Origin of the sequence: Frigoribacterium sp. MCBA15_019, assembly GCF_001864945.1 — a bacterium.
In the GTDB taxonomy this organism is placed as follows: Bacteria; Actinomycetota; Actinomycetes; order Actinomycetales; family Microbacteriaceae; genus Frigoribacterium.
Genome location: NZ_MJGS01000014.1, coordinates 1 through 601, shown reverse-complemented (window position 1 = coordinate 601; position 601 = coordinate 1). Strand labels below are relative to the sequence as shown.

Genomic DNA, 601 nt, shown 5'->3' with positions numbered 1-601 from the left:
GATCCTGACGCGGGCGTTCGCTATTCGGACGCGTTCGCGCGGTAGGGCTCGTACCGTGTCGTTCGCCCCCACGTCTTCCACCCGGGAAGTGGGATGAGGATCGTCAGGCAACCGTCGTACCCGGTCTCGGTGACGATGGTCCCGTCAGTCAAGGTCACGTCGACCTTGGACCTCCCAAGCGCTGTGGTCTCGATGACGTTGCCGGCGGCAGCAGCACCGAGGAGTGCCTTGGCGAGGGCAAGATCGCCGCTGTCATAGCCCAGTTCCCATCGACCGCCGATCCGGCCTAGCTCGATGACGATCCATTGTTCACAACTAACGTCCATGGGCAGGGCTGCTGCGTTGTGGGGCCTGATGTAGGCGGAGCGGATGGACGGTGCCTGGTCGTGGTCCACGCTGCCGTCGGGCTCGGATCCCCAGTAGTCCTCGGTCGTGATCTCTGCGGTGTCGCCGACGATGTCGTGCAGGTACGGCAGTAGTTCCTGCATCGCCCGTGCCTGTTCCGAGAAGTCCGGGGCGTGGGCCTCTTCCTCGGAGCTCATGCGTCACCTTCTCACGGCTACGTTCCCGCTTGCAGCACGCCAGACTCCACCTCGGTGCA

At 64.4% G+C, this 601-nt stretch carries 1 protein-coding gene; it reads right to left on the bottom strand.

All coding sequences use genetic code 11. The annotated features are described in order from the left end of the window. Positions 1 to 20: 20 nt before the first annotated feature. A complete protein-coding gene (locus tag BIV04_RS12175; RefSeq protein ID WP_071256598.1) occupies positions 21 to 542 on the bottom strand; it encodes a hypothetical protein in 522 nt (173 codons plus the stop codon). Between the last annotated feature and the right edge of the window lie 59 nt (positions 543 to 601).